This window comes from Adlercreutzia sp. CNCM I-6207 (assembly GCF_977072305.1).
On sequence record NZ_CDRVLZ010000023.1, the window covers coordinates 15,850 to 35,225 of the forward strand.

Annotated in this window: 16 protein-coding genes and 2 tRNA genes; 14 read left to right on the forward strand and 4 right to left on the reverse strand. The window is 61.9% G+C overall.

The annotated features are described in order from the left end of the window. From ACW4QM_RS10440 to ACW4QM_RS10485, 10 genes are all read left to right on the forward strand, one after another. A complete protein-coding gene (locus ACW4QM_RS10440; RefSeq protein WP_173113461.1) occupies positions 1 to 1,446 on the forward strand; it encodes a purine-cytosine permease family protein in 1,446 nt (481 codons plus the stop codon). Between the two features lie 129 nt (positions 1,447 to 1,575). After that, complete coding sequence (arcC, locus tag ACW4QM_RS10445) at positions 1,576 to 2,529, forward strand: carbamate kinase (protein WP_455798430.1); 954 nt, start codon at positions 1,576 to 1,578, stop codon at positions 2,527 to 2,529. 269 nt (positions 2,530 to 2,798) lie between these two features. After that, positions 2,799 to 3,593: a helix-turn-helix transcriptional regulator gene (locus tag ACW4QM_RS10450; RefSeq protein WP_455798431.1), complete on the forward strand. Its 795-nt coding sequence runs from the start codon at positions 2,799 to 2,801 to the stop codon at positions 3,591 to 3,593. A 259-nt stretch (positions 3,594 to 3,852) separates the two neighbouring features. After that, positions 3,853 to 5,196, forward strand: coding sequence for a phenylacetate--CoA ligase family protein (locus ACW4QM_RS10455; RefSeq protein WP_417179821.1), 1,344 nt, complete (start codon positions 3,853 to 3,855; stop codon positions 5,194 to 5,196). A 98-nt stretch (positions 5,197 to 5,294) separates the two neighbouring features. Further along, a complete protein-coding gene (locus tag ACW4QM_RS10460) occupies positions 5,295 to 5,951 on the forward strand; it encodes a LysR substrate-binding domain-containing protein (protein WP_302234563.1) in 657 nt (218 codons plus the stop codon). Positions 5,952 to 6,203: 252 nt separating this feature from the next. After that, on the forward strand, positions 6,204 to 6,875 hold the full coding sequence (locus ACW4QM_RS10465; protein WP_161127431.1) for a 2-oxoacid:acceptor oxidoreductase family protein: 672 nt from the start codon (positions 6,204 to 6,206) through the stop codon (positions 6,873 to 6,875). Then, complete coding sequence (locus tag ACW4QM_RS10470; protein WP_455798432.1) at positions 6,859 to 7,404, forward strand: 4Fe-4S dicluster domain-containing protein; 546 nt, start codon at positions 6,859 to 6,861, stop codon at positions 7,402 to 7,404. The genes ACW4QM_RS10465 and ACW4QM_RS10470 overlap by 17 nt, the downstream gene beginning before the upstream one ends. After that, positions 7,401 to 8,591 carry a transketolase C-terminal domain-containing protein gene (locus tag ACW4QM_RS10475; protein WP_455798433.1) on the forward strand — a complete coding sequence of 397 codons (1,191 nt, stop codon included), beginning with the start codon at positions 7,401 to 7,403 and terminating at the stop codon, positions 8,589 to 8,591. The genes ACW4QM_RS10470 and ACW4QM_RS10475 overlap by 4 nt, the downstream gene beginning before the upstream one ends. After that, positions 8,588 to 9,505 carry a thiamine pyrophosphate-dependent enzyme gene (locus ACW4QM_RS10480; RefSeq protein WP_455798434.1) on the forward strand — a complete coding sequence of 306 codons (918 nt, stop codon included), beginning with the start codon at positions 8,588 to 8,590 and terminating at the stop codon, positions 9,503 to 9,505. The genes ACW4QM_RS10475 and ACW4QM_RS10480 overlap by 4 nt, the downstream gene beginning before the upstream one ends. Before the next feature lie 125 nt (positions 9,506 to 9,630). Next, a tRNA-Arg gene (locus ACW4QM_RS10485) sits at positions 9,631 to 9,706 on the forward strand. A 44-nt stretch (positions 9,707 to 9,750) separates the two neighbouring features. On the opposite strand, the gene ACW4QM_RS10490 is transcribed toward ACW4QM_RS10485, so the two are convergent. After that, a tRNA-Gly gene (locus ACW4QM_RS10490) sits at positions 9,751 to 9,824 on the reverse strand. Between the two features lie 421 nt (positions 9,825 to 10,245). Then, positions 10,246 to 10,515 carry a hypothetical protein gene (locus ACW4QM_RS10495; RefSeq protein WP_114539678.1) on the reverse strand — a complete coding sequence of 90 codons (270 nt, stop codon included), beginning with the start codon at positions 10,513 to 10,515 and terminating at the stop codon, positions 10,246 to 10,248. A gap of 207 nt (positions 10,516 to 10,722) precedes the next feature. On the opposite strand from ACW4QM_RS10495, the gene ACW4QM_RS10500 reads away from it, so the two are divergent. Together ACW4QM_RS10500 and cimA are read left to right on the forward strand one after the other, a co-directional pair. Then, positions 10,723 to 11,238: a GNAT family N-acetyltransferase gene (locus ACW4QM_RS10500; protein WP_455798435.1), complete on the forward strand. Its 516-nt coding sequence runs from the start codon at positions 10,723 to 10,725 to the stop codon at positions 11,236 to 11,238. Positions 11,239 to 11,340: 102 nt separating this feature from the next. Then, positions 11,341 to 12,939, forward strand: coding sequence for a citramalate synthase (cimA, locus tag ACW4QM_RS10505; RefSeq protein ID WP_451917053.1), 1,599 nt, complete (start codon positions 11,341 to 11,343; stop codon positions 12,937 to 12,939). A 9-nt stretch (positions 12,940 to 12,948) separates the two neighbouring features. On the opposite strand, the gene ACW4QM_RS10510 is transcribed toward cimA, so the two are convergent. Then, the gene (locus ACW4QM_RS10510; RefSeq protein WP_455798436.1) at positions 12,949 to 14,496 is read right to left on the reverse strand and encodes a response regulator transcription factor; all 1,548 of its coding nucleotides are present in this window, start codon (positions 14,494 to 14,496) and stop codon (positions 12,949 to 12,951) included. 345 nt (positions 14,497 to 14,841) lie between these two features. Between ACW4QM_RS10510 and ACW4QM_RS10515 the strand changes: the two genes are divergently transcribed. Together ACW4QM_RS10515 and ACW4QM_RS10520 are read left to right on the forward strand one after the other, a co-directional pair. Then, positions 14,842 to 16,665, forward strand: coding sequence for a molybdopterin-dependent oxidoreductase (locus ACW4QM_RS10515; RefSeq protein ID WP_173113422.1), 1,824 nt, complete (start codon positions 14,842 to 14,844; stop codon positions 16,663 to 16,665). A 16-nt stretch (positions 16,666 to 16,681) separates the two neighbouring features. After that, on the forward strand, positions 16,682 to 17,761 hold the full coding sequence (locus ACW4QM_RS10520; RefSeq protein WP_173113420.1) for a molybdopterin-dependent oxidoreductase: 1,080 nt from the start codon (positions 16,682 to 16,684) through the stop codon (positions 17,759 to 17,761). Between the two features lie 207 nt (positions 17,762 to 17,968). On the opposite strand, the gene ACW4QM_RS10525 is transcribed toward ACW4QM_RS10520, so the two are convergent. Beyond that, positions 17,969 to 19,192 carry a DUF3810 domain-containing protein gene (locus tag ACW4QM_RS10525; RefSeq protein ID WP_455798437.1) on the reverse strand — a complete coding sequence of 408 codons (1,224 nt, stop codon included), beginning with the start codon at positions 19,190 to 19,192 and terminating at the stop codon, positions 17,969 to 17,971. Positions 19,193 to 19,376: the final 184 nt, after the last annotated feature.

Genomic DNA, 19,376 nt, shown 5'->3' on the forward strand with positions numbered 1-19,376 from the left:
ATGGCTGAGGCAGATATCAATAGTGAGGCACAAAGCGAGTCCATGCCGGTCTTGAAAAGCGAGCGTATCTACGATTTCAAAGACTATACAGTGGTTATCACTGGTTTTGCGTGCGCGGCATGGTGCTTCATCACGGGAGGAACTTTAGCGCTTTACGTGGGCGTTCAGACAGCACTGGTCGCCTCGATTGCGGGCAATATCATTGCAGTGTTGCTTATGTCCCTTGCGACGCAGGTAATTTCTGGCAAGTATGGCGTCGATGCCTATACGTCTGTCAGAGGTGTGCTTGGCGGAAGGGGGACAAAGGTATTTCTAATCTTGATGTCGATTTTCGTCATCGCTTGGCTTATTATTCTCTGCATGATGGTGGCGAAAGCCGTCGGCAATATTGTGCTGGGATTTACCGGGATAGATATCACTACAGGTATCCCGATGTTCATTGTTTCAGTGCTTGCCGGTGCGGTTTGCTGGCTAGTTGCTTGGAAGGGCCCGGAGCTCCTGAAGAAGCTCAACATCTTCGTTGCGCCGGTTTTCGTCATCATCCTGATCTTCTTGTTCGCGGTGGTGTCCATGAATTACGGTTGGGACACGGTTCTATCCGCGGAGCCTCTTGCGCCGCTTGATAGCGAATGGCTGAACTTTCTCATTGCTTTCGAATTGAGCATGGGCGCCGGTTTTTCTTGGTGGCCGAACATGGGAGGCTTGGCGAAGCTGTGCAAGACAACGAGAGCGGCGTATTGGCCGAATATCATTGGCCTTGTTTTTGCTGCAACTTTGGGTACCGTGATGGGTGTGGCGGCGTCGCTGCTTGTGAACAGCTCTGATCCGACTGCTTGGATGATTCCCATGGGTGGGTTGGCGCTCGGCACCGCGGCTTTGGTTTTGGTAATTGCCGCTGACATTACGGCCTGCTCCGTCATGTTGTATAACTTGGGTATCGGCGTAAAGCAGGTAAGGAGCTTCCTGAAGCTTTCTTGGGGCAAGGTCACTGGCCTGATTACCCTTATCGCATTTATCGGAATGATTTGGGCAGAGCCGCTCTATGACAGCTTCTATATCATTCTGGGAATTTCTAGCATGAGCTGTGCTCCTATCGCCATGATGCAGCTTGTGGACTACTATGCATTTAGGAAAAAGCACATTTCGCTTCGTGATGCGTACAATAACAGCAAGAGCTCCAAGTACTATTTCTGGGGAGGCTTTAACTGGGTTGCCATTGGAGTATTCGCTGCTGCGATTGTGCTATACCTGCTTATCTTCGATCCGTTCTTGTGCGTGCCTCAGCCAGCTTTCGTGTATTGCGGAGCAACGGCCATAGTATGCGTTTTCGTTGCTGTGCTATACTACGTGCTCGGAAAGCTATTGCTGGTGAAGAGGGGAATCGGCGGCTTTTCTGAGTCTGCTGAAAAAGTGAGCACTGAGTCCGTCGGTGAAAATAACCTATGATTGACGGAGCGAAACATATGGTTATCGCACGAATAGTGCAGAAGAAAAACGATTAACGACGCGATGGGACCTTGTGTGTATTGACAATGCGATACGGGTCCCATCATTTTTGATACAGGAGGAACATCCATGCCTTACCAGAAAGGGCCCGGCAAGACCGTCGTCATCGCCCTGGGCGGCAACGCCCTCGGCAACACCCCGCAGGAGCAGCTCGAGCTCGTGCAGAACACCGCCAAGCACATCGTGGACATGATCCAGGACGGCACCAACGTCGTCGTCTCCCACGGCAACGGCCCCCAGGTCGGCATGATCAACAACGCGTTCGCCTACGCGGCTGCCAACGACGACAAGACCCCGGACATGCCCTTCCCCGAGGCCGGCGCCATGTCCCAGGGCTACATCGGCTACCAGCTGTCCCAGGCCATCCTGAACGACGTGAAGGCCCGGGAGATTCCCCGCTCCACCGCCTGCATCGTGACCCAGACCGTCGTCGACGCCGACGACCCCGCGTTCCAGAACCCCACCAAGCCCGTGGGCGCGTTCATGGACGAGGAGACCGCCAAGGCCAAGGCCGAGGCCATGAACATCACCGTGAAGGAGGACGCCGGCCGCGGCTGGCGCCAGGTGGTCGCCTCCCCGATCCCCAGGCGCATCGTCGAGTTCGACGCCGTGCGCGATTTGGTGGAGGACGGCTACGTGGTCGTGTCCACCGGCGGCGGCGGGGTGCCGGTCTTCGAGACTAAGGGCGGCTACGTGGGCACGCCCGCGGTCATCGACAAGGACCGCTCGAGCGCGCTGATGGCCTCGGAGCTTAACGCCGACATGCTCGTGATCCTCACCGCCGTGGAGAAGGTGTGCGTCAACTTCAACACGCCCGAGCAGGAGCAGATCTCCGAGATGACCGTGTCCCAGGCCCGCGAGTACATCGCCCAGGGCCAGTTCGCCCCCGGCTCCATGCTGCCCAAGGTGGAGGCCTGCATCGACTACGTCGAGAAGTACCCCGAGGGCAAGGCCCTCATCACCTCGCTGGAGTGCGCGGCCGCCGGCCTTCGCGGCGAGACGGGTACCGTCATCGTCGCCTAGTCAAAGCTTGGGTGATGTGAAAGTAGTCCATGTTGGCATCGCGTTTTCTTACTGCAGGCAAAGGCTTCATTAAGTTTGATGGAGCCTTTGCGGTATTGTAAATGGAGGATATAAGCCCTTTTCATCACCGCATTATCGTGGCAAAAGGCGCACGGTGCCCATAGCGATTGCAGAGAGTTCGCAAGGGTGTTTTCTCTGCAAAGACCGACGAACACAGGAGAATGCAATTAATACAAGAGAGTTAGCGAATCGCAAATGAGGTGTTGCACATGGATGATGACGTTCGAAGGAAGCAAAATGAAATAATCATCGGAATATATACTACTCCTGTGGAAGATTTGCTGATTAGCTGCTGCGAGGGCTTACGCGAAATTATTCCTTTTGATCATTCGTATACAGCCCTTAACGATCAATCCGATCGATTCAAGGCGGCTTTCAATTATCAAAGTATGGACACTGACGAAGAAACCACGGCTCTTTACGCGGATTACTATCACACCATTGACTATCTTTCGTGGTTTTATAATCAGGGGATACCAGCAACGGTTCGATCAACGGATTTAGTGCCTCCGGAAGTAATTGAGCAATCGCGCATTCATCAGGAATGGGAAAGCCGCATGGGCATTTTTTATACAGCGACTGCGTGCATTGCCACAGACGGTATACTTTTTGGGACGATTTCCTTAATGCGCGCAAAAGAGCAGGGAAATTTTTCCGATGAGGAGATGCGCATACTGAATGAGGTCAATGAGCATCTCTGCAATCGTTTCAGGCTCGCCTATCCCAATGGTGTGAATCGCTTTATGATGGACTGCAATGTCGATAGCATAATTGCAACTTACTCTCTTTCCCAACGCGAGTGGGAAGTGTGCAGTCTTTTAGTTAAAGGTATGTCTCGCGCGGAAATTGCCGATAGCCTAAGTATTAGCAAGAACACTCTCAAGCATCATGTCGCTAGCATTTATCGCAAGATGCATGTATCGAATGGAATGCAGTTTTTTGCAGCGTTCAACCGAGCTCTGAAAAATAATGATAATTCAAAGAGCGATAGCGATATAACATGAGGACTATCGAATTACGCAGAGCTTTCTAGTGATATTTCATTGATTTTGCGAAACAAAGGGATGTGTAGCGGCTTGGTGGCCGTTAGGAGCTTAAATCCTTCTATTAAATAGTATTTCCCCAGGTAAAGCCCGTCATCGAAATCGGCGATGGCGGGCTTTACGCTTTCCGTATGCCGATTCGGCTTGCTTCGGGAGTGGGGTTCTGGTTTCATACTGGCTTACCGAAACAACCCCCGATACCTGCGAGCAAGGAGCAGTGATGGCGAAGAAGAACATTCCCTACGACCAGAAGTACTACGATCCCGAGATCGAGTGCATGCCGCGTCCCGAGCTGGAGCAGATGCAGCTCGAGCGTTTGCAGGAGATGGTCCAGTACGCCTACGACAACACGGTGTACTACAAGCGCTCTTTCGACGAGGCCGGTGTGGCGCCCTCCGACATCAAAACCCTGAAGGACCTGGAGAAGTTCCCTTTCATCGATAAGAAAACCGAGCGCGAGACCCAGCATGTGGGAACGTTTTTCGGCGAGATGTGCTCGGTGCCCGAGGAGGACGTCATCTTCATGGCCACCTCGTCTGGCTCCACGGGCGTTCCCACGGTAAGCCCGTTCACCCAAGAGGACTTCGATTTGTGGCAGGACACCGAGGCGCGCCTGTTCTGGCAGGCCGGCATGCGCCCGACCGACCGCTACGTGCACGGTTTGAACTTCGCCCTGTACGTGGGCGGCCCCGACGTCATCGGCGCCCAGCGCCTGGGCGCGCTCGCCATCTGGGTGGGCGCGGTGCCTTCCGACCGCCTCATCTTCGTGCTGCAGCAGTACCAGCCCACGGTCATCTGGACGTCACCGTCATACGCCTGGACGCTCGGCGAGAAGATCAAGGAGAAGGGCCTCGACCCGCGTACCGACTTCTCTATCCACACCATCATCGTGGCCGGCGAGCCGGGCGGCTCCATCCAGAGCACCCGCGAGGCCATCGAGGAGCTGTGGGACGCGAAGGTGGTCGACTTCTTTGGGCTCTCCGACATCTACGGCGCCTGCGCGGCCATGTGCGAGGCGAAGGACGGTCTGCACATCGTGGAGGACCAGATCCTCGTGGAAACGGTGGATCCGGTCACCGGCGAGGTGCTCGAGCCGGGCAGCGTGGGCGAGCTCGTGTACACCACGCTCATGAAGAAGGCCCGCCCCATGATCCGCTTCCGCACGGGAGATATCGGCTACTTCTCCACCGAGAAGTGCGAGTGCGGCCGCACCTTGGGCCGCATCCACATCACCGGCCGCAAGGACGAGATGTTCATCGTGGGCGCCGTGAACGTGTTCCCCTCCGACGTGGAGTACGTGGTGCGCGCCGAGAAGGGGCTCACCGGCGAGTACCTCATCCGCGTGTACGACGAGAACTTCTCCACCCGCTACGAGGTGTCCGTGGAGCGCGCCCAGGGCTCCGACGAACCCTTCGACGCCGTGGCCGCCCGCGTGACGGCGGCGCTGAAGGCCCACACCGGCGTGAAGCCGGCCCGCGTCATCGTCTACGACGCCGGCAAGCTCGGCACGTCCTCCGAGCACAAGGCGAGCCGCTTCATCGACGAGCGCGGCAGCGCGAAGTAAGGCAACGAACGTGCAAACCGATGGCCGGGCGGGGCGTTTTCGTCCGGCCATCGGGTATCATTCCATTTGAAGAGATCCCACCGAAGAAGGGAACCTACATGACCTCTTACGACTTCGCCATTTCCGGGCAGCACTACCTGTTCGACGTGCAGTCCTTCGCCCACACCATCCTGGCGGCCGGCGGCGACGCCTTCTCCTACGCGCTTTTAGACCGCACGACCCAGGGCGTCATCGACGACGTGGCCTCCGGGGCTGCCGAGCTGGGCGTTATCATGCAGACCTCCGAGACGGAAAGCGCCCTGAACGAGGCGCTGGCCGAGGCGGGGCTTGCCTTCCACGAGCTGGCCGTCTCCGCGCCGCTCGTGGCCCTGCCGTCAAGCCACCCCTTCGTGAACGCGAAGAGCCTTACCCTGGAGCAGCTGGCCGACTTCCCCTACGTGTACTTCGACCAGGGCGAGGACGCGCCCATCGCCTTCTTTGAGGAGGCCCTCTCGCAGGTGCCGCGCGCCAAGAAGGTGGCCTGCACCGACCGCGCCTCTCTCACCGAGCTCATCATGGCCATCAACGGCTACACGGTGACGAGCGGCATCCTCGTGGGCATCACCGACGGCAGCGCGCTCACCACCATTCCGCTGGAGACCGACCTCAAGCTGCACCTGGGCTACGTGACCGCCGACAACCGCGAGCTGTCCGTCATGGGCGAGCGCTTCGTAAGCCACCTGAAGCGCAGCCTGGACTACTATGCCAACCGATAGGGAAGGTGGTGGTTCCGTTCGCCCTGACGGGACGAACGGACGAGCCGACGCTGCGGTTCCGACTGGCACCTGCCCTTGCCATTCAGCGCTTTCCCTCACGGCCCGAAGGCCGTTCGGCCGCGCTTCAAGTCAATTGCAGGCACCAGTCGAAACCTCGCTGACGTTACGAACTACCTGTGGCGTAAAATAAAAAGGAGATTGAGCGACAATGGGCGATCAAGCGGTCGCCCATTTTGTTGAAGAGGAGGTAGCGTGCTGGAATTTATTTGGCATGCCCGGGGTGGGCAGGGGGCCTTTACGGCGGCCCGGTGCCTGGGGGCGGCTGCGGCGCTGTCGGCCGGGGCCTACGCGCTGGCGTTCCCCACCTTCGGCCCCGAGCGGCGTGGCGCCCCCATGCGGGCGTTCACGAAGATCGACACCGCTCCCATCGGCGACCGCAGCGCCGTGCATCGGGCCGCGTTCGTCATCTATTTGGACGAGACGCTCGTGGAAGACGGCTGGGAGGACGAGCTCGCCCCCGGCGGCCTCATGCTGCTGAACACGAAGCGGGCCCTTGACGACCCGCGCATTCTGGGAATCGACGCCGATGGCATTTCCGCTGCCGTGCTCGGCCGCCCCATTCCCAACACGGTGTTTCTCGGGGCCATTCCCGCGCTCACGGCGGCCGTGACCATCGAGGACATCCATGCCGGCATCTGTGCCACCATGCCCGAGAAGCTGCACGCGAAGAACTTACGCATCGTGGATGCCGCCTTCGCCGAGGTGGCCTCCCGCGAGATCGCCGCCACGCGCGACCTGGTGGCCGCCGAGCAGGCGGCGACGGATGTGACCGCCGTGCTTTCCGAGAAGGACGCTATGTTCTCGCTGGCCGCCGAGATGCTCGTCGAGGGAGAGGGGAGGGATTTCGATGTCCGCGATTGCTAGTCAGAGCCGCCGCCCCTTCACGCCCACGTTGCGCGAAGGACTCGCCGCGCGTCCGAGCCAGTTCGCCCGCTCCACCTGCTTTGAGGCGGGGCACCTCACCTCGGTGAACGCTGGGTGGCGCAGCGTGCGGCCCGTCATCGATGCCGAGCAGTGCACGCTCTGCCTTAACTGCTATATGTACTGTCCCGACGGCACCATCGCGAAGGTGCGCGACGACGAGGGAGTGTGCGTGGCCGTCGTCGTCGACTACGATTTCTGCAAGGGCTGCGGCGTGTGCGCGAAGGTATGCCCCGTGCCTTGCATCGCCATGGTGGACGAGCGCGCCGGCGAGAACGAAGGGGCGGCTGAGACGGCCGAGACCCTGGATGAGACCTCGCCCTCGAGTGGCGTTGCCGGGGTTTCGGGTGTCTCGACCGAGCGAGTTCCGCAGCGACGGGAACAGGACTCAATGTCCTGTTCCCCAAAGCGAGGACTGTCTGAGCGAATCGAGATTCCCGAAACCCCCACTGGGAAGGGAGGCTTAGCATGAGGAAGTTCCTTTCCGGCAACGAGGCCTTCGCCGAGGGGGTGCGGCTCGCCCGGCCCCAGGTGATCTCCGCCTATCCCATCACGCCCCAGACCACGGTCGTGGAGGCGCTCGCCTCCATGGTCGAGGACGGCAGCCTCGCCTGCGAGTACCTGCACGTGGAAAGCGAGCACACGGCGCTCTCCGCCGCCATCGGCGCGTCCGCTACGGGTGCGCGCACGTTCACGGCCACCTCGTCCCAGGGGCTGCTCTACATGGCCGAGTGCCTCACCTACGCCTCGGGCGGCCGGTTTCCCATTGTGATGATGAACGCGAACCGGGCCCTCGCGTTGCCTTGGAACATCTACGGCGACCAGCGCGACTCGCTGTCGCTGCTCGATCATGGCTGGATCCAGGTGTATGCCGAGAACAACCAGGAGGCGCTCGATCTGGCGCTCATGGCCTATGCCGTGGCGGAGGATCCCCGGGTGAGCCTGCCGGTGATGGTGAACGTGGACGGCTTCGCGCTCACCCACACCTACGAGTCGGTGGAGGTGCCCGCCGCCGCTGAGGCCGACGCCTTCCTGCCTCCCTACCGCACGGCCAACAAGTTCGATTTCGAGAACCCCGTGAACATTGGCTACTCGGCGGGGCCTGAGTTCAATCGCTACTACCAGTACTGGCACCACCGCGACATGCTGGCCGCCGAGGCGGTGGTGGAAGAGGTGGAGGCGCGCTTTGCCGAGGTGTTCGGTCGCACCTACCCCGGCATGGTGGACGCCTACCTTTGCGAGGACGCCGATTTCGTGCTCGTCACGCTGGGCTCGGCGGCCGGCCTTGCCCGCGATGTAGCCGACGAGCTGCGGGCGCAGGGCAAGCGGGCCGGCGTGCTGCGCATCCGCTATCTGCGGCCGATGCCCGATGCCGCGCTCGCCCGAGCGCTGGCCGGCGCGGGCGCCGTGGGCGTGCTGGAGCAGGACATCTCCTTCGGCGGCACCGGCACCGTGTACGCGAATGTGCTGGCATCGCTCGCCCGTGCGGGCGTTGCGCGACCGAGCGCGAACTTCATCGGCGGCCTCGGCGGCGACGACATCAGCCGCGAGGCCATGCGCGGCGCCTTCGCGCGCCTGGAAGCGCTGGCAGCGGGGGAGGGCGCCTCGGGTGAGGTCGTCTTCCTCGGCATCGAAGAGGGAGAGGAGGAGCAGCGATGACGGTGAACGCGCGCACCATTACCGACGAGGAGTTCTTCTATGGGCACAAGGCGTGCCCCGGCTGCGGAGGCGCCCTGGCCGTGCGCCAGGCGCTCAAGGTGCTCGGCCCCCATGCGGTGGCGGCGCTGCCCGCCGGCTGCATGAGCGCCACCGGCTTCAACTTCCCGCAGCTGGCCTTCGGCAACAACGCGATGATCACGCCCTTTGCGGCCACGGCGGCGGTGCTCTCGGGCATCGAGGCGGGCCTGCGTGCCCAGGGGGCGGCGCCCGAGGACGTCATCGTAGTGGGTTTCGCCGGCGACGGCGGCACGGCGGACATCGGCCTGCAGGCGCTCTCCGGCGCTATCGACCGCAACGACGACGTGCTCTACATCTGCTACGACAACGAGGCCTACATGAACACGGGTATCCAGAAGTCGAGCCTCACCCCCTTCGGCGCCTCCACCACGACCACACCGGCCGGAAAGCGCGAGCACGGTTGTCTCACGCAGAAGAAGAGCCTGTTCGACATCGTGGCGGCCCACCGCATCCCCTACGCGGCCACGGCCTCGGTGGGGTATCTGAACGACTTCATCAAGAAAGTGGAACGAGCGCGCGATATCAAGGGCACCCGTTTCATCCACGTGATGGCACCGTGTCCCGTGGGCTGGGGCTTCCCTTCGGCCGACATGGTAGACGTGGCGAAGGAGATCGTGGATACGGGCCTGTGGTACCTCGCCGAGTATGAGGGCCCGGCGCTCACGGGGACGCCCGGCGGCACGTTCCGCCTGAACCGCGACCCCAAGCAGTTCAAACCCATCGAGCCCTACCTGCGCCGCCAGGGCCGCTTCTCCGCCGACGACGAAGCCGACCTCGCCCTCATCGAGCGCGCCCGCGACGAGCGCTGGGCCTACATGCGCGAGACGTGGGGGTAGGGAAGGGCTGCCCCTGCGAATAGCGGCGCTTTCGAACGCTGAGGGCGCGGGTTCATCTCCGAGGTTTGCCGCGCGAGAAGATGCGCTATAATGGCTTGCGACCGGGCGACCCCGGCGAACGTTAAGCGCCCATGGCTCAACGGATAGAGCAACGGACTTCTAATCCGTAGGTTGTAGGTTCGATTCCTACTGGGCGCACCAGAAAAGAAAACGGCCCCGTCGCAGTGACGGGGCCGTGGCATTTCTGGAGCGGGTGACGGGAATCGAACCCGCGTTATCAGCTTGGAAGGCTGGAGTTCTACCATTGAACTACACCCGCAGAGGCAGAGGGGATTATACCCCAATCCTCAAGGCTTTCGTCTCAAATCCGATGAATAATCCATTAAGCGGTCCACGCATGGCAATCGTGCGGCAACACCGAAGGGCGGCCTTTTCTGGAGCTGGTATCGGATCCGCGCGACTGCCTTTGGAGGATCGGGTGTCGCGAACCGGTGTCGATATCCGGAGGTTTGGAACTTGGGGCGACGAACTGCCTGAAAATGCACGAGATCGCGAGTTGTAAGCGTCCCGAGGGTGCGAATGACTCGGAACTGAAGGCATGCAAATCGGCTCCAATTCGCTGAGCAGGCATTTCTCGATAGCTTTTCGGAACGCGGGTCTTCATCGGCGGGATTGGACGCTTATAACTCGAGATCTCGTGCATTTTCGGGGTGCTTCGGCGACTGAGCGGGGCGCCAGCGTTAGCGAACCTCTGCCAAATAGGCGTTGGCGCTGCGGGGGAACTCGCGCTTGAAGGCCTCCCTCAGCAGGCGCTTGCCGGCAGCGCCCGGCGGCAGGGGAGAGCGGCTCTTCTCGAAGCCGTCCTCGACGAGGAACCAGCCCTCTCCATCGCGCTCGAGGATGAGGGAGCGGTCCTTCTTGAACGTCGCCAGAGTGAGCGACTTCAGCCCCTTGTCAGCCGGGGCGTTGAAGAACTTGGCTTGGGCCTGCTTCACGGGAACGAGCTTCATGGCGACCTCCTGTCGGGTGTACCTCAGCAGTCTGTCCGACTCTCGCCGATTTCGGACGCGCTTCCCGCGGCGATTGTACGTCGCGGCGCCTCCGCTCCAAGCGCCCCGACCCCCTCCTTGCCCAAACCGTTACGCGAGCTAGGGAAGAGAGGCGATACAATGGGCAGAAAATCACGGGAGTTGTCAAAAACGAGAGAAGAGGTGCTCATGGACATCGTTGTTGCGCAACCAGGGCACGTGGATGCCGTGGTCGCTATCACCGAGCAGGCCCGGGCTAACATGGCCGCTATGGGTATCGATCAGTGGCAGTGCGGCTATCCCGACCGGGGCACCTGGGAGGCCGACGTGGCGGCAGGTGCTGCCTACGTCGCCATGGACGAGGGACGCGTGGTGGCCGTGTTCTGCTACGCCGATGAGCCCGAGGCCGCCTATGAGACCCTGGAAGGGGAGTGGCTGACCGACGGCCCCTACGCCACGGTGCACCGCTGCGCCGTGGATCCGGTCTGTCGGGGTCGCGGCATCATTGGAAAGCTCTTCGCCTTTGCCTGCGAAAAGGCGGCTGCCGACGGCATGGTTTCCGTGCGCATCGACACCCATGCCGACAACGCTCCCATGCGCCGGGCGGTGGAGAAGTTCGGCTTCATCCCATGCGGCGACATCACGCTGACGGAAGGCCCCGAGGCCGGCGCCCCGCGCATCGCCTTCGAGAAGGTTCTAGGTTAGGTGGTCGAAAACGGGGGCCTCAACTGTATCGGGAAGGTGAAAGCGTGCGGATGACTTTGCGGGCGCTATAATGGCACCCGACCAGAGACTCGGGAGGCACCTATGACCGCAACGCGCATCTACACCTACGACTCCACCCTGCGCGATGGGGAGCAATGCGAGGGCATCACGCTCTCGCTGGCCGACAAGCTCGCCATCGTGCGGCGCCTTGACGAGTTCGGCATCGACTACATCGAGGGCGGCTTCCCTGCGTCGAACCCCAAGGACGTGGCGTTCTTCCGCGAGGTGGCGGCCATGGATTTGGAGCACGCCCAAATCGCGGCCTTCGGTTCCACCTGCAAGAAGGGCGTAGCGGCGGCCGATGACCCCGGACTGGCCGACCTCATCGCGTGCGGGGCGCCGGTGGTCACTATCGTGGGGAAGACGTGGGACGCTCAGGTGGAGCGCGCGTTGCAGACGACGCTCGAGGAGAACCTGCGCATGATCGGCGAGTCGGTGGCGCATCTGAAGGCGGCTGGCCGGCATGTGGTATTCGATGCCGAGCACTACTTCGACGGCTTCAAGGCGAACCGCGACTACGCCCTGGCCTGCGTGGGGGCGGCGGTTGATGCGGGGGCCGACTCGGTGGACCTCTGCGAGACCAACGGAGGCGCGCTGCCCTTCGAAGTGGAGCAGATCGTCGCGGCCACAGTCGCCGCCTTCCCGAACCAGGCCTTCGGCATCCACTGTCACAACGACTCCGGCTGCGCGGTGGCCAACACGCTCGCGGCCGTGCGCGCCGGCGCCACGAGCGTGCAGGGCACGGTGAACGGCATCGGCGAGCGCGTAGGCAACACCGATCTGCTCACGGTCATTGCCGATCTGGAGCTGAAAATGGACGCACGCTGTGTGGGAGGCCACAGCCTCACCCAGCTCACGTCCGTGGCCCAGTACGTGGCCGAGCTCTGCAACGTGTCGGTGCCGGCGCACCATCCCTACACCGGCTCTTCGGCCTTCGCCCACAAGGGTGGCCTGCACGCGAGCGCCATTGCGCGGTTTCCCGCCGCCTACGAGCACGTGAGCCCGGCGGCGGTGGGCAACGCGAGCCGCACGGTGGTGAGCGAGCTGGCGGGGAAGGCCTCGCTGCTCGCGAAGGCGAAAAACCTCGGGTTCGACCTGGCGGCGGCCGGTGTGGACGTGCAGGCCGTGCTCGACGACATCAAGGCGCGGGAGGCGGCCGGGTTCACCTACGAGGTGGCCGATGGCTCGTTGGGGCTTCTGCTCATGCGCCATCTGGGGCTGTACGCGCCCGCCTTCACCCTGGAGAGCTTCCGCGTCATCGTGGACGACCGCGAGGACACGGGAGCCCTGGCCAAAGACGCGCTGTCCGAGGCCACGGTGAAGATTCACGTGGGGGAGGGGCGCTTCGTGGCCACGGGCGAGAGCGCCGGCCCCGTGGGCGCGCTCGACGCCGCGCTGCGCATGGCCATCCTGGAGTCGTACCCGCAGGTGGCGGCCATGGAGCTTACGGACTACAAGGTGCGCCTGCTCGACGAGTCCCAAGGCACCGATGCCATCACGCGGGTGACCATCACCGCCACCGACGGCGTTGATACCTGGGGCACCGTGGGCGTCTCGGAAAACGTCATCGAGGCCTCCTGGAACGCGCTCGTCGATTCCCTGGAATACGGCCTTTTCCGCGCCCGTTTGAGGGGAGAGTAAAAAGGAGTCCTAAAGCGCGCGGGGCGACGCCTCCGAATCGTCCGATTCCTTCTTCAGCACCAGGTCCATTACTCCCTGACGATCGTGGACGCCGAGCTTCGCGTAGATATGGGAAATGTGGGTCTTTACGGTGCTGACGGAGAGCACCAGCTCTTCCTGAATGTAAGCGCGCGTGCGTCCTTGAGCGAGCAGGGAAAGCACCTCTTTCTCCCGATGCGTCAGATGGTAGCGCTCCGAGAGCACCTCGCATCGTTCGGCGATGGAGTCGGTGATGCTGCCGGGATCTTCGAGCTCCTCCCTGCCTCTGTCGGTATTCGGTACCTGCGGCGAGTATCCGTCTTCGTGGCGACCGCTTTCGTCGGTGCTGATCTTGGTCTCGCGGTAGGTGTACCACATGAGGGCCATAATGCCGACGTAGGCGGCCAAGGTCACCAAGGCGCCGCCCATGTCGGCGATATGACTTCCGGCGGCCACCCAGATAAGGGAGCTTCCCGCGTAAATAAGGCCGCCGATGCCGAGCACGCGGAACGGGGGTATGTCGAGCGTGTCGAGCGAGAGCGCGACGACGGTCCAGAAAAGGAGGTAGGCGCAGGCCTCATCGACGTGGATGATGATGGCCGCGGCTGTGCTCACAAGCACGTTCTGGGCGGGTTGGGCCATAGCCGCAATGAACAGGCCCGTGACCACTACCACGATGGCGGGCTGGAACCGGAAGGCCACGGGAAGGGAAGCGGTGCGCGCAAAGGCACCCCACACGAAAGCGGCGAGGCATGCCGCCATTATGGCCAGCTCCGGAAGGCCCCATAAGGGCGCAATGGAAAACGTTGAGGTCTCGCCCCATGTTCCCCAGAAGCTGAGTCGACGCACGGTGGCAAGAAGGAAGGCGCTGAGAATGAGCAGCAGTATGAAGTTGCGCTGGGCCGGAAGGGAGAGCCTTCCCGCGCGCATGGGGCGTGCGAGACTGAATACTGCGGTGACGCCAAGGGAAAGCTGGGCGATCCAAAGAAGCAACGAGCTCAAGATGGGAATGGCGCAGGCGAAGACTACCTGGGCCTCGGAATCCAGCAGATCGGTTGCAACGGGCAAAAGGAAGGTCTTCAAAAGCGCGGCGGCGACGATGGCCCAGGCAATGGCCATGATCGAGCGAGCACGGGCCATGAGGGTGAAGCAGCGCGAGGCGAACCAGAAGTAGCCGAGTCCGGAGACGGCGAGGCCGGCGAGGCCGAGGGCCAATGGCGGAACGGCCGACTGCAGGGGCGCCGTGGCGAAGGCGAGCGTTCCGGCGGCTCCGCAGAGCGGGACGATGCCCTTCAAGGTGTTTTCCCAGCGCTTCAGCCAATGGGGGACTGCGAGATAGAGCAGGGCGAGCAGACAGAAGCCCATGAGCCAGAATCCGCGAGGGTTAAGGGGGAACTGGAACTGCGCGGCTGTCTCGGCGAACCGCAGGGCGTGGCCTTCGAGGGAGCACCACATGAAGTTCAGCGCCAGTCCGATGACGCAACAGATGTCGGCTAGCCTGACGTGCGCGAGAATGCGCCGGCGTGGGCTCTCGGCCATTTCCCCTCCTTCTATTTGAACGAATACGGCCCTTCCCCGATGGGCTCGGCAAATGCGCTCTCATTGTAGCCAAAATTTCCTCGGCGAGTCTTCTGAAAAAGGCGAAGATAAGATCGCATTTGATCAAAGATCAAAGAATCACCAGCTCAGAAAAGAGTTTTTTGTCCATCGGCCATAGGGGCTGATTTTTGGAAAAGGGCCTGATTGACGCCAAATCGACCATTGGGCCGATGCGGTTTCGCCTCCTTCTCGATAGGATGTCGCCGGTTGCCGGAAGGATCCGGCGGCGTGCCCATCTGTGTCGGGATGGGTTTAAAGAGAGGAAAGGGAAGGAAAGGAGAGACAATGGCAGCAAAGAGAATGCTGGCGGTCTTGACGATCTGTCTGGTGTTCGGGCTCGGCGCGGTCGCCGGGTGCGCGCCCCAGGCGCCGACGCCCGATGCCACGGCGGATGCGGGAGCCGAAGCGTCTGGCGAGGAGTCACAGAGCGGAAAGGATCGCGAATACACCGAAGACGAGCTCGCGGTCATCGCTGGCGCGGAGGGAACGACCCACGGGGACATCGGGGAGGACGCCTTCCTCGGCAAGGACTACATCGACCAGCTCTACGATCGCTGGGATATGGTCGCCGAGGAGTATTCGCCCGAGGTCCGCACGCTGCCCGACGGCCGCATGGTGCAGCGGACGCCCACCGAGTACGGTCTGGCTTCCGGCGCGTGGCAGACGCAGGCGAATACGAATTCCTACAACACCTACTGGCTCGACTCCGACAATCGGGGCTGTGGTTCCTGCCATGCTGACTTGGGCTCGGTGCTCAAGAACATGGCGTTCGAGCACACTCAGGTTTGGAACGACGACATTAAGAGCAACCTCACGGTGCAGGAGTGCATCAACTGCCACCACTGGGCGCCGGGCTACATGGAGAAGAACATGGAATTCGGCACCCTTATGCACGCCGTCCACTTCGGTGCGCGCCATAAGGTGCAGTTCGCGGAGGAGTACGGCGGGAACTGCAACAGCTGCCACAATGCCACGGACAACGGCCAGGGCATGGAGATGTGGGACCTGGTGAAGTACGATCATCTGTGGGGCGTGAACAATATCGCAAGCGAGGATCTGGGCGACGTCGACTTCAGCTTCGAGCAGGAGACGACCCAGGACAACGCTTTCTCGTTCGAGTGGATGCACGCCTACTACGACCAGATGCGCCACGGTGCCGGTGTGCTGGGAACCAATCTGCCCCAGAGCCTGTTCGACAATTGGGAGATCACCATCGACGGTCTGGTCAAGGCCCCTTATACCGCTACCCTGAAGGAGCTGGTTGACGAGGCCGAGAAGGCTGGCGTGGTCGTCGAGAAGACTTCGAAGATCGTCTGCAGCTGGAATATGGTCGGCGGTGGCGGCATCTCGAACGTCAAGATCACGGGCATTCCCGTCAGCTGGCTTGTTGAGAAGGCCGGCGGTATCACCGACGGAGCCAACGGCGTGCGCGCTATGCGCGCCGATGGTTCTTCGAGGCGCTCGTTCTCCCTTGATAAGCTGAATGCCAACGAGGCGCTTCTCGTCTACAAGATCAACGGCGAGCCTTTGGGCGCCAAGCAGGGATATCCGTGCACGAACTGGGTTGAGGGCGTGGACGCCCAGGTGTTCTCCAAGCAGATCAACGCCTACACCGTGGCCGACGATTGCCCGCCCGATTTCGGCGACTCGAAGTACTGCGCCGAGAATTACGACGGAAGCCCCAACGGCTGGTTCGATGAGAACGGCGTCATTGTGAACCGACCGAACGCGACGATTCTCGATGTGCCGGAAGGCCTTGTGATTGAGTCGGGCAAGCCCTTCGACTTCCATGGCTACGTGGACGCTTACAACGAGCACATTTCCCAGATGGAGTTCTCCTTCGACGGAGGGGAGACGTGGACGGCCTTCGATCTGGCCGACACCGACCCGAATCGCGTGGTGTGGTGGCATCTGCAGTGGACGCCGCCCGAGCAGGGTGCCTATCGGCTGACTGTGCGCGCAACGACGGCAGAAGGCAGCGAGAGCAAGCAGACCCATACGGTGCTCGTGAATGCCAAGGACGTGCTCCCCTCCAAGGAGGACACGGTTGTGCTGGAGACGACGAGCCTCGTGCCCCCGCGCGCTGCGGCGGCAGGCGGCCAGAACTAGAAGGGGAACGATCGCGATGAAGAGATCTCAGAAAATAGCCTCGAGCGCTATGGGCGCGCTGCTGCTGGCGTCGGGGGCGGTGGCCGGTTTTTCGAACGGCATTAAGCCTGCTCCGGCACAGGCCGACGAGCCCTTGTCGCCGACAGGCGTTGTGCATCAAGAGGGCGCCTACACCATCTCGGCCGAGCTGGCCAACCTGCTGGACGACAGCTACACGCGCATTGCCAACGTTCAGGGAGCGTTCGAGTTCAATCAGAAAGGGACGACGCCGAACGACGAGCTGTTCAACGTGTTCGGTACGGCTATTCTCTCCATGTGCTCGAAGCCGGCCCAGGAGCTCGTTGATGCGGGCGAAGGCCAGGCGAATTTCTTCGTGAACGTATCGGGCGATATCCAGAAGACGTTCTCGGTGGATGTCTCCGAGCTTGATGACGAGCAGGGCGTTCTCATGGGCTGCTCCTGCATGACGGGCTCGCCGTTTGGGCAAGCCTACGTGGTTGGCGTGCCGCTGGCAAGCGTCGTGGAGATGGCCGATTTGGAAGAGGGCGTCAATACGGTAACGGCCTACGGCGCCGACGGCTTCGGTCAGCCGCTGCCGCTGCGCTACGCTTTGGAGAAGAATGCGCTGCTCGTGTACCAGGTGAACGGCCAGGAGCTGAAATCGACGGCCGATTCGTCCCTTCAGCTGTGGATGCCCGAGACGGTCGCCCACTATTTCACGCGCAATATCGTGGACATTTCGCTGACGCGCGAGGCGGTAGAGCCCGAGGTGCAGGGGGTGGAGCCCACCTACCGTAACAAGATCGAGATAGCCAACAAGGCGGAGGAGAGCACGTTCTCCGTCGGTGATCAGGTGAGCTTCGAGGGCGTTGCTGACGATCTGGGTAGCCCTATTGCCGCGATTGAGTTCTCGTTCGATGACGGAGATACCTGGACGAGCTGCCCGACCGACGGCGCCACGGCAGACAAGTGGGTCAACTGGAGCTTTACGACCAGTTTCGATCAGCCGGGCGACTACCATATGATCGCCCGTGCGCGAACGGCTGACGGGGTTGTGTCGCCGCTGTCGGCCTCGCTCGATTTCACGATGCGGTAAACGCAGTCTCTGCAACCCTCCCCAGCGCTTAGGGCTCCCGGGCATGTTCCAATGTCCGGGAGCCCTCGCTTTTTCAGGCCCTGTGCGCTCCTGCGCCCGAAGGCTCGCGTTTTTGCCGGGTCGCTGCTCGTCGCGCCGCCGGGGTGACGCGACTGCCGGAGTGTCGCAGTCGCCGGGCGCCGCAGTCGGAGTATTGCGACGCGGGCGCTACGCCGAAGGATCTTGCGCTTGTTCGGCCTCTTGCCGCGCCTCGGCCAGCAGCAGATCAACCATGCGGCCGTAGCTTCTAGTGCCATCTTGCTGCTGGTTCGCTTTCAGGTAGGCGTTGTTGGCGGCGTTCGACATTTCGGCTACAGGACCTTCGAACTGTCGCAGGTATTCCGAGCGCGCGCGACGATCCGCTTTCACCTCTTCCGACAGCTTGTCGTTTACGGTCACGGCTGTGTCACGATCCGCCTTGACGAGCGCCGAGAGCGCGTAGTCGTAGGCGAGCGAGTAGCCGCTGTAGCGTGTCAGCGGGTCACTTGCGTCCTTGCAGGCGAGGTACCCGATGAAGTTCGCTTCGTCTTCGCGCATGAAGCCGCATTGGTGGGCCATCTCGTGCCCCATGGTGGCGGGGATGGTGAAGAACGGCCCGTCGGCGTTGATGTTCGACTCCACGGTGAAGGGGAAGTACATGCCGGCGATGTCGGCGTAGCTCATCAGCTCCGAGAAGAGCACGGGCTTGGGAGGGGAGTACAACGGACGGGCGAGCGCCGGATAGCGCTCGGCCAGGGCCTCCATGTTCGCGACGGTCTCGTGGGAGTAGGTCCAGAAGCCGCCGCGGGATTCGGCGTACTCGTCGGGAATCGCGGCCGCATCGGCATCGGTTCGGGCGGTACCTTCGGCGCCCGTCGTCGCGTCGCCGCCATTCGGCTCCGATTCATTGATCGCGACAGCCGCCGCAGTTACCTCGGCGCGCGTCTCATTCAAGTTAGCGGCCAGGTTCTCGCAGAGCGCTGTCAGCTCTGCAGTGGAAGATTCCCTCAGCTCGAATCCGGCGTCCTCGGCAAAGGTGTAGCGGTAGTAGTTCAGCCCGCACATGAGGGCGAAGATGCAGTAGGCCACCGATAGCACGGCAAACATTGTGGCGACCGCGCGCCACAGCACGAAACGTCGCCGACTGCGCCCACGTACAAAGGCGACGAGGTAGAAGCCGAGCCACCCGATGCAGAACGCGAGTGTCGCCACCACGACCCACTGCGCCACCGAGAACGGCGCCAGCGACGGCAGAAACCCCCACGCCGACGACAGCCACGGGTAGACGCCCCGCGAGAACCGCGCCTCGGTCAGCGACGGGTTCGCGCTCGCCACCCAGGTCAGCACAAGCGCGGCCGCGCCGGGCAGCAAAAGCCAAAGCCGCTTCAGCCGGTATGTCTCGGATTTTTCCATAGACGCTATTATGCAGGTGTGCGGGGGCGCAAGCAAAAGGAGACTTACATGGTAATGGTTTTGTTTCCGTGTTTGAGAACCCAAAGACCCGCTGTTAAACCACCATTGACATATAGCCGTACCTCTCCCCGATGCTGACGCGGTTGGCCAGGCTCAGGAAGGGATGCGACTCCAGGTGCGTCAG

Coding starts and splice junctions, on each gene's coding strand:
- ACW4QM_RS10510 (WP_455798436.1), bottom strand. CDS start 14,496: ATGGCCGAGAGCCCACGCCGGCGCATTCTCGCGCACGTCAGGCTAGCC.
- ACW4QM_RS10455 (WP_417179821.1), top strand. CDS start 3,853: ATGGCGAAGAAGAACATTCCCTACGACCAGAAGTACTACGATCCCGAG.
- ACW4QM_RS10500 (WP_455798435.1), top strand. CDS start 10,723: ATGGACATCGTTGTTGCGCAACCAGGGCACGTGGATGCCGTGGTCGCT.
- ACW4QM_RS10450 (WP_455798431.1), top strand. CDS start 2,799: ATGGATGATGACGTTCGAAGGAAGCAAAATGAAATAATCATCGGAATA.
- ACW4QM_RS10495 (WP_114539678.1), bottom strand. CDS start 10,515: ATGAAGCTCGTTCCCGTGAAGCAGGCCCAAGCCAAGTTCTTCAACGCC.
- ACW4QM_RS10480 (WP_455798434.1), top strand. CDS start 8,588: ATGACGGTGAACGCGCGCACCATTACCGACGAGGAGTTCTTCTATGGG.
- ACW4QM_RS10525 (WP_455798437.1), bottom strand. CDS start 19,192: ATGGAAAAATCCGAGACATACCGGCTGAAGCGGCTTTGGCTTTTGCTG.
- cimA (WP_451917053.1), top strand. CDS start 11,341: ATGACCGCAACGCGCATCTACACCTACGACTCCACCCTGCGCGATGGG.
- ACW4QM_RS10440 (WP_173113461.1), top strand. CDS start 1: ATGGCTGAGGCAGATATCAATAGTGAGGCACAAAGCGAGTCCATGCCG.
- ACW4QM_RS10515 (WP_173113422.1), top strand. CDS start 14,842: ATGGCAGCAAAGAGAATGCTGGCGGTCTTGACGATCTGTCTGGTGTTC.
- ACW4QM_RS10470 (WP_455798432.1), top strand. CDS start 6,859: ATGTCCGCGATTGCTAGTCAGAGCCGCCGCCCCTTCACGCCCACGTTG.
- ACW4QM_RS10460 (WP_302234563.1), top strand. CDS start 5,295: ATGACCTCTTACGACTTCGCCATTTCCGGGCAGCACTACCTGTTCGAC.
- ACW4QM_RS10475 (WP_455798433.1), top strand. CDS start 7,401: ATGAGGAAGTTCCTTTCCGGCAACGAGGCCTTCGCCGAGGGGGTGCGG.
- arcC (WP_455798430.1), top strand. CDS start 1,576: ATGCCTTACCAGAAAGGGCCCGGCAAGACCGTCGTCATCGCCCTGGGC.
- ACW4QM_RS10520 (WP_173113420.1), top strand. CDS start 16,682: ATGAAGAGATCTCAGAAAATAGCCTCGAGCGCTATGGGCGCGCTGCTG.